Here is a 10,114-nt window from a genome sequence, read left to right as displayed (position 1 = left end):
GTCTCCACTCAACGTGTCTGTTGGTTTCTTAATGATGTCTACTTTTGTAACTTTATGTGAGTTTGATGTGATTACTGTTGTAGTTTCATCACTCTTCGTTTCACCATTTCCAGCTGTAGCTACCGCTGTTATTGTGTATGTTCCATCTTCATGAGAGCCAAATTTCCATGTGTTATCTGGAGATTTTGATATAAGTCCATTCGATAATGACCAATTTTCTGATTTTTTCGCTACCACTTTAGTCGCAGATCCATTATCTTTCGAAATACTAAACATTACTTCATCAGCATCAGTCGGTATATTGATTTCTGTTTCACCATTCATTTTCGTCGTTGACGTCAACTCTGCTGGTTTCGGATGTTTAATAACGACTTCTGAACTGTTATCAGATTCTGTTTTATCGTTACCGGAAGTATACACAACTTTGGCGATAATTTTTCTACCTGCAGCAAGAGTTTGACCTTGAGTTAACGGAACTGAAATATTATCTTTCTTATCGTAGTTGCCTTCTTTAGCCACTACTTTTTCACCAATCTTAACAGGATCTTTAGTGGTGTCAGTTACATCGTAAAGCTCTACAGTTGTTCCACTATTCACGTTGTTTACTGTCAAGCTTGTTGCACTGGTTGTAGCACCTTCTACTGTCGGCGTTATTGGTTTAACAGTAAACGTTACATCAAATTCCTCATACAGATTCCAATTCTGAGATTTTGTATCCGAAACATAAGCTCGAATTCTATCTTTAACTTTTCCTAGGTAATTTGCTTTTTGTTTATCAGCGCTTCTAGTATATGTTGCATACTCTGAATAGTAGTTATTAGATGAAGATTTCCAAACTGAAGAAGTCCAACTATCATTACCATTATGATTATAATATGTAGAAGAATTGTTAGATGTACTTTCAAAGTTTCCTCCAAACGTCGCAACTACTTCTGTCTTTATCGGTGTAACGTGTAAAACAGGGACTTTTACATCAACATACACACTATTGCTAACCTCTTGTCCGTCAGCATTTGTGATTATATATGTAATTTTAACACGTCCAGTTTGATTAGGATTTGGAGTAGTAGTAACCGGCTTGCTTTCCCATCCAACTGTCACATCATCAGGTTTATTTATATTTCCATTATTTTCATTTTTAAATTGAATATAATTTGCTGCGTCCTTTCCTTGTGGTAGTGGAGTTGTAGGTTTCACACCATCTGTTGGATTATGATCTTTTTCTAATACAGTTGGGAATGAACTTTGTTTCGCCACAGCTGTTGGATATACTGTAACAGGTACAGTTACTTCTGTTAGTTTCGTAGTTGTATTATCAACATTTTTTTCTTTCACAACTAATGTTGCAGTGCTATCACCTACTGTTGTTGTGTTTGGAGCAGTTTTCCATTCAACCGTTAAGTAATTCGGTAAAGATTTTTTATTATTTTGTTCTTTATATACTAATGCAGTTGTAGGCGAAATTGTTACAGAACTTCCTGCAAGATACTTCAACGAAAGTCCTTCGAATGTTCTTCCTTCTGCAATATTTGCAGATGTTATTCCGCTCTCCAGATTTTTAAATGTTTGTTTTACATTTAATGTTTTTGTGTTCGAAGCGTCATTTTTTCGAAGATATTGTCCATTTTGTAAACTAACACTCCACTCACCATTGCTATTAGCTGTAGTAGTAGTAATGCTATTATCATTTTGTAAAGTAAGTGTTACTGTCGCATTCGGTAAACTTGTACCTGATACCGTGCGATCAGCATCTGTCAACGTTCCATTAATTGTTGGTCTATTAATAGTTGCCAATCTATTTAATGGCATTTGCGTTTTTGTACCATCAGAGTAGGTCACTTCAACAGTATTATTAACATCATTTCCTTTACTTACTGTTATTATTGTATTGGTTGGCAATTGAGTATTGACTTTTTGTAATTCTGTTACTAACTTTTGTTTTGCAGCTTGTGTTAATTCACCATTTTGAATATCGTCTTTTTGCAACACAACAGATGTGTTTTTAATCCCACTTTCATAAACATTTTTAAGAGATTTTACCGTTACTGTAATTTGTTTTGTAACCGCCTGAACATTTCCCTGATTATTGTAATTTCCTGCAGCATCAACAGCACTATACGTAATTGTATAAGTTCCTTCTTTTAGATAGTCATTATTTCCTAACGTTATAGTTTCCCCATCTTTTTGAATACTTACAGTTAAAGTTCCTTCTCCAACAGTTTTTGGCTGTCCTTGAGCTGGGGTATCCTCTGCATCGCTTACAGTAACAAGATTTTTCAATGCAGCTAAAGTTAAAGTCCCATCAGCATGATAAACCTCTTTAGTATCTGGTTTTTTATCTATTGTTGGTAAGGTATTCGTTGCTGTTGCTCTTGCATAATCACCAGAAGGATTATTTGCCTCATTATCATAGTGAACACGAGCAATTACACTATTATTAGACGAAGGAATAGTGAACGGAATATCATTTTTTGTATGAGTATCTTTAATGTGTAATTTAAATACTTTCTCAGCTGGATTTGTACTTCTTTCTTCCGTAAAGTCAGTTGTTGTTTTTCCAGTAGCTGTAAATGTGCTACTTCCTGAAGGTTGATGTTGTTCTTCTACTTGCCATCCATTATCCGTTTTGTTAATTCCATACTGATACTTACTTCCGTCTTTACTTGCAATGATGACATAGAAACGGCTAGCATCATGCGGTACACGAACAACAATATCACGTCCTGCTTGAACTGGAGTTTCTTCAAATTTGGCTTCTCCTAAACGAACCTTAACAAGCGTTGAAGCCGAAGTCATTCCACTTATTTCTTGTTTAATTGAAACACCTTTAGCCGCTTTTGTCTTCGCATCTTGTTTCTCATTTTGAGTTAATAATTCATCATTTCGAAGTTCATATTCCCAATTTCCGTTTGCACCTACTCTCGTTGTTACTTCTTTATTATTTTGTAGCGCAATCTTGACAGTTGCTCCTGGAATACCTGTTCCTGCAATTCTTCTCTCTATCGAACCTAAGTCATTTCCAAATTCTCTCGAACCTGTAAACGTTGGCGCTACTGGCACTGCAATTTCTGTTCCTGTTACAACTTTGTAAGAATCATCTTCAAAAGTAATCTTAGCTACGTTTCCAAAACCGGCATCCGTCATTTTCTCTACTCGAGCAGTTGTTGGCAAGTTTTGATTTTGTTGTTTAATTTTTTCAACAAATCTGCCTCTTACAGCATCTGTGAAACCATTATCCGCAACATCTGACGCATTGAAAGTCTCTTTTTGATTTAAATTAATTGTCGTAACATCTGCAATTGATTTAACTTCAATCGTACGTGTGATAGAATCCGCAGCTGTTCCAGCAGCATCACTTGTACCGTACGTTACTACATAGCTACCTTTTTTTAGATAATCCGTATCGTTGAGATTGAAGGTTTTACCGTCTTTAGTAATAGAAGTCACTGTTAGTTTTTGGTTAGCCGTTTGACCTACAGTTTTATTATTATCATCCTCAACATCTGTGGCAACCACTAATTCCAAAAGTTTCGCTCTTGTTAATTTGTCACTAGCTACATAAGTATTTTTACTGTCGACTTTATTTGTAATTGTTGGTTTTGTATTAGTTACATTTGCACGTACCCAATCAGCACGTGTCTGATTTTCACCTACATAAATTTGTGAAGAATTTCCAACTGAATTTCCTGCAGCATCCGCTTTGTGCATACGTAAGCGAAGTTTATTTTCTCCAGCTTGTAATCTGAAAGGAATATTTGATTCCGTTTTAGGGTCTTTAACACTAATATGGAATTTCGTAATTGAAGGATTCGCTTGTGAAACTATTTCTAAGTTTAATTTACCCGCAAAATTCCCGCCAAGTTTCCATGTTCCATTCTCTTTTTTAACTGTTATTTCTTCTCTGTAATCATTCATTTGAATGTAGGCTAATCCTACATCTTTAGGTAACGTAAAGTTAATATCACGACCCGCAGCAACACTATTTTCTAAAGTAGGGAATCCAATCAGAACATCTTTACTCGTCGTATCAGATTCTACATTATTAAAAACTTGCTTAACTATTACTTGTTTACCGTTGTAACCACTAGTGTTATCTGCTAATTTATTTTGAGTTAATATTTCACCAGCCTTTAAGTCATACTTCCAATTCCCGTCAGTTCCTACTGTTGTTGTAACTTCTTTATTATTTTGTAACGTAATCTTAACAGTTGCTCCTGCAATACCAGTCCCTGAAATACTACGCTCTGTTGAGTCTAGTGAATCTGCATACGCTCCTTTTGGTGTTACTACCGGCGCCGTTGGTTTAGCCACTTTATCATGAGAAACATCTATACTTGAACCATCAGAGAAAGTCACTTTGACAACTTTATTCGTTTCATCTGTTGTCCCTGCTGTAAACTTAGGATTCCCTTTTAACGTTTGGTTGACTTGTTTTAGCTTTTCAGCAAAACTACCTTTGATATTTTTCGTAAAGTTACCACTTGTAACATCATTATTACCATATTCTACTTTATCAGTTGGATATACAATATCGTTCGCATAGGCCTCTGCAAGTGATGAAACTGTAATTGTATGTTCTTTTGTTACACTTACACCTGCCGCATCTCTTGTTTCATACGTTAAAGTATAGTTACCTTTTTTTAGGTAGCCATTTCCTAGATTAACAACTTGATTTCCTTGTTTAACTGTTACAGTTAAGTTTTCCTTAGCAGTACGACCTACTGTTTTGTCTGCATCATCTTCTTGGTCTGTTGCTGTCACAAGACCTTTCAATCCTGCTATTGTCAGGCTACCATCAGCTGTGTAATTATGTCTATTTGGTTCATTTACATTGATGGTTGGATTAATATTGGTTGGTTTGGCAGCAGTAACCCACCCACCATTTTCATTAGCCGGATCAGATGGATTTCCAGCATCATTATCATAATGTACCCTCATTGTTACATCATCATTTGCAGCAAGCGTAAACGGAATATTATTCTTTTTATCCTTAATACGGAAGGTCAATATTTTTTCAGAAACGGTATTACCATCCTGTACTATTAAATCAGTATGTTGAGCATTTCCTGTCCCTATTAGTTTCCAATTTCCATCTACTTTTTTTATATCATATTGGTATACCGTTCGATTATCTCTTTTTACCTGTACATAGAATAATCCAGCATCATGAGGGATCTTAACGGTAATATCACGCCCTGCTTGAACCGGTGTATTAATAGAGATTGCTCTAGCTAATTTGACGTTAACTCTCGTTTCAGCTGATTCCGCTTCATTCAAGGATTGTTTAATCTTCACTGGGTTCTCAGATTTTGTAGTCGCATCTTGTTTGTCATTTTGCGTCAACATTTCGGAATCTTTTAAGCGATAAGTCCACTGACCATTTGGCCCAACAGTTGTTGTTCCCGTTGTTCCATTCTGCAATGTTACTGTAATCGTCGCACCTGGATGACCCGTTCCTGAAATGCTACGGTCAGTCGACACTAAAGTTCCATTGTATTTTGTTTCCGTAGTAACCATTGGCGCCTTAGGAAGAACTTTGTATTTGAAATGATATATTTTATCACCTGTTTTCCCATCATTCACCGTGATAGTACGTGTATACGATCCAGGAGTAAAATTATTAGGAACATTTCCTGTAAATGTAGGGCGATATGGACTAGTTTCAGTATAGTTAGCTGTAGATGATACGGAACTTGACACACTAACACCTGTTGGAAGAGGGTCTCCTCCGATTTCAAATTTAGTAATCTTTCCTGTATTATCGAAAGCTTCTAAATTTGGTGCAAATCGCTCACCTTGAGTTACTGTATAGATAGCATCTGACGGGCTAGTTTCAGGCAATGTAACACCATTTATACGGACTACAGGAGGTTGTGTGTCTGTTGGCACAGTCGCTTTATGTCTATCACTAGCATCACTATTCCCAAAGTAAGATATGGCACTAACTTCTGTTCCAGCTTTAGCATACCCTGCTTTTACTGAGAATGAATTTCCATTGATTTGAATTCCATCCTTACCATCCCCACTACTAGTCCACGTTCCGTCTTTAGGGTTACGTGTTAGGGTTATCGTTTTCTCTTCATTATCTTGATTCCTATAAGAGATTCCTACCATATCCACGTTTTGATTTTGGCCAGAATAAGGATTCACTGTTACTGTCCCCTCATTATTAGGTGTAACTGTCGGAGCATTCGGCTTTTCTTGTAAACCTCTCGCCATGAAGTACATATGAGCCGTACTATGCTCAACTGATCTCATACCTGCTCCATAGTAAAGAGGCGCATACTGGTTGTTTGTATGTGTTTTATAAGAAATCCTTATTTCTCCATCGCTCAAAGTAAAGTGATATAATAATTCAGAATTCTCATGTAATCCTTTTATATTCCTATCTGCTCTATCTACCACTTCTTTAGAAACTGCTGTTTCAGGTGGCCATTGACGGAATTTATTTATAGTAGGACCTAGGTAGTAATACCCATCTGAATTCTGACTATCAGTAGGAGTATCTCCAACTCTCTGACTCTGACCAGATTTAGCTATAAAAGTAGTATTCGTCACATCTCTAAGACTATTGAAATTAGAATTAAAATCTGTCGGACCTGCAGCAGAACCATAAGTTGCTCTTCCTGCTTGTATCGTTTCTCTTATTCTCTCTCCCCATTCCTCGTTAAAACTACGACTTCCACTAACGAATGATTTGGTATGTCCCCCATGTGTCCTAGTAACTGCCAATGTTTGTGTAATAGTATGTCCTTTCGGTAAAGTAAACCAATAAAATGCATTTTGGTGACCTTGTTTTGTACTACTATTAAAAATCAAATCCCATTTGAAATCACCATTACCCAAGTTTGTAACAGTAACCTTAGCTTCAGCCACTGCATCACTTACTTGCACTAAATTCTCTTCTCTAGGTTTGTCATTAATGTTTCTTCTCAATGCATACAAATAAGTCTCGGCAGGCAATCCAGAACCATCACCATTTTTAACAATATAGGCTCTTTTTGTATTAAGACCAGTCGGATTAGCTCTAAAGTCTGACCCTAATTTCATGGGTTTGCTATTTCGCAAATCCCGTTTACCAGAGTTTTCACGAGTAAGTGCTAAGGCAAGTTTCTTCTCAGCTTGCTTTCCTTTTTTGAGGAGTTCTTCAATTTCAGCTGGTGTTAACTGAGGTTGTAATACACTAGCTTCAATTGATTTAACAATTTCTTCTACTCCTTCTAAAAGTTTCTTAGTCTCAGGACGTGTGATTTCATTCGCCTGTGTCAGATAGGCAGATAAATCTTTTGAGAGCGTTTTTAATTTTTCTTTGTTCTGATTATCACTAACTTCTGACTTTGAAAGTTTAGTTGATGGAGTCCTAACTTCTCCATTAGTTGATGCTACAGGATTCTTCTCTAGGACTTTTGTAACAGCTTCCTTTGGAGTTAGTACAGTCCCCTCTGGAGCAGCCAGCCTAGTGTTTGTCAGACCTGCTTTTTCTAAGACTGGAGGAGTGGAAACTTGAGGTGACAAAGCTTCCTTGACCCGACGAGTCAGGTCTTCCATGAGTTTGACTTGCTCATCAACCTGTGCTTGCGTCGCTTTTGGATTCTCTAAGACCGCCTTAGCCTTTGCGAGACCTTCTTCCACTTCAGTGTGGAGAGCCTTCATAGAGTCTAAGGTCAAACTTGCCAACAAAGCTTCTAGGGTGCTTTGTGTCGATTTGGCTGCACTTGTGTCAGCTACTGGCGCTGATACTTCCTGATCTTTTTCCTTCGCCACTTGAGAAGCTTCTGCGTTCTCATCTATCTTAGTCTCAGGCTGAGGACTTTTAACTTCAGCTTCTGATTCTTCTTGACTTCCTTCTTCAGTTTTAGCTTCTGGAGCGCTAGATTCTCCTGCTGATTTGAGGGCAACAGGTTGTTCAACTACTGCCGTTTTCTCAGGACTCTCCTCATCTGAGTCCTGTGGATCCTCATCTGAATTTCCAGAAGGTCCAGCAACTACATCACTAGCTGTTACTGGAGACACTGCAGGGGCCTGCGCTTGCACCCCATTCGCAAAGAACATCAGAGCCGCCACTGCAACACTAGCAGCCCCAAAATGATATTTCCTTATTGAGTAACGGTAAATTTTTTCACCATTATCATCACGATATGATTTTCTCATTATCTTACCTCTCGTTTTCCCTTTCTGGAGGTACCAAAAAATACCCCCCCCTTAAATATTTTAGGTATTTAAAGAAAGGATATGTTTCTTTTTATTCCCACACTTGTCAAAAGACAAATTCTGAGATAGTATTATTATATCCTATTTTCGCAAATTTGAACAGCAAAACGCGAAGTTTTTAGCAGTCTCGTGGAGACGCTAAAAAAGTAACAAAAAAGCCGATATAACAGTATTTTCTTGCGATTATATATATATATGCACACCCTTATCTATCAACCTTATTATGGATAATATTTTAAATTTAATATAAATAAAAAACAGACCTTATCTATAGAAAGATAAAATCTGCCATTTTTTCGATATAAAATCAACAGAAGCATTCTGCTGAAAATAGTGAAATACGATGTAAGTTTCCTAGCACTCTGATAAGATTTTGAGGGAAAAGCTAGATACATCCCCTAACTTACAAAAGCGCCTCAAACTCAGCCACGGTCATACCCAGTTGCTGACTGGCAACCTCAGGTGTCAGAAGACCTTGACGAACTAGATTTAGTAGCATAGACAAACTTCCTTCAGCTTTCCCACGTTCAAGTCCTTGTTCAACTCCTTCAGCTCGTCCACGCTCTAAACCCTCTGCACGGCCACGTTCAAGTCCACGCTCTAAACCTTTTTCTTCAGCTTGTTCCAAGGCATAGTCATGTGCTAACAAGGCTTGTTCTTCTCGCATACGTAGTTCACTAAACATTTTCCTGTCCTCCTCGGACCAGCTCTTGTAATCCAGCAGTTGGTCTGCCTGGCTGATGGCTCGCTCAGGGTGCTGGGTAAAGGGTTTATTCCCGAAAAACTCCAACCACGGTTTGCGAATACTATCTTTGCTGGTTTCTCTGTATTTGTTAGATCTTATTTATGATGCTCTTTCAATAGTTCTTCAAACTCAGCAACGGTCATGCCTGATTGCTCACTCGCAACCTCAGGTGTTAGAAGACCTTGACGAACCATATCCAGAAAGGCAAAAAGTTTTCCTTCTTCCCTTCCTTCAACTTTCCCGCGCTCCAATCCCTGTTCAACTCCCTCAGCTCGTCCACGTTCTAAACCCTCTGCACGACCACGTTCCAACCCTTTTTCCTCAGCTTGTTCCAAGGCATAGTCATGCGCTAACAAGGCTTGTTCTTCGCGTCTGCGTTGTTCACTAAACATTCTCCTGTCCTCCTCGGACCAGCTCTTGTAGTCCAGCAGTTGGTCTGCCTGGCTGATGGCTCGCTCGGGGTGCTGGGTAAAGGGTTTATTCCCGAAAAACTCCAACCACGGCTTGCGAACCTCGTCTTTGCTGGTTTCTCTATATTTTTTTAATTCCAAGAACGCCATCTTAACCAGATGGTTTTCTTGACCGTTATTGGTGATGGTTAAAACCTCACCTGTAGTGTCCTCTCGCATGCTAAAGCTATGAAAAGCCAGGTCATCTGAGAAATAATTGCTATCTACAATTGCGATAGCGTATACTGGTGCGATGTGTTTATAGCTCTGGTGAGTATCACCTTCACGTTGACGAATTTTTTCTAGGTTTTGATTGACCTGACTGCAAAGGTAAGCCCACAGGCGATTGATGAAAAAATTCTGATGATGTACCTGAATTTCAATGATTACTTGGGTTCCATTATCCAACTCCGCCAAGACGTCTATACTGGTATAAAAATCCTGCGCTGAGTAAGGCAGGGAGGGCAAGACATGAATATTACTTCCCTCCAAAATCGTCACATTTTTTGCTGGCAAGTCCAGCATATCGCGAATAAATTGACAAGTGATTTCTGGATTACTAAAGATTTTCTTAGCAACCAAATCGTTAGTTGGGCTGATGCCCGGATGTCTTAGAATCATCCTTTTCCTCCTTTTATTATACCACAGTTTTATACTCAATGAAAATCAAAGAGCAAACTAGGAAACTAGCCGCAGGTTGCTCAAAACA

General features: G+C 38.3%; 2 protein-coding genes and 1 pseudogene. All 3 read right to left on the bottom strand.

What is annotated here, in order from left to right; all coding sequences use genetic code 11:
* On the bottom strand, nt 1-8,151 hold an 8,151-nt coding region (locus HT721_RS08585), incomplete at its 3' end, for an Ig-like domain-containing protein (RefSeq protein ID WP_173229591.1).
* Between the two features lie 463 nt (nt 8,152-8,614).
* Nucleotides 8,615-9,043 (bottom strand): annotated as a pseudogene (locus HT721_RS08580) (hypothetical protein); the annotation flags it as partial.
* An 8-nt stretch (nt 9,044-9,051) separates the two neighbouring features.
* Nucleotides 9,052-10,026 carry an Rpn family recombination-promoting nuclease/putative transposase gene (locus HT721_RS08575; protein WP_050260956.1) on the bottom strand — a complete coding sequence of 325 codons (975 nt, stop codon included), beginning with the start codon at nt 10,024-10,026 and terminating at the stop codon, nt 9,052-9,054.
* Between the last annotated feature and the right edge of the window lie 88 nt (nt 10,027-10,114).

The sequence above is a fragment of the Streptococcus sp. 4094 genome, assembly GCF_013277125.1.
Lineage (GTDB): Bacteria > Bacillota > Bacilli > Lactobacillales > Streptococcaceae > Streptococcus.
The sequence above is the reverse complement of the archived record's forward strand: the minus strand, read 5'-3'. Positions and strand labels throughout refer to the sequence as shown.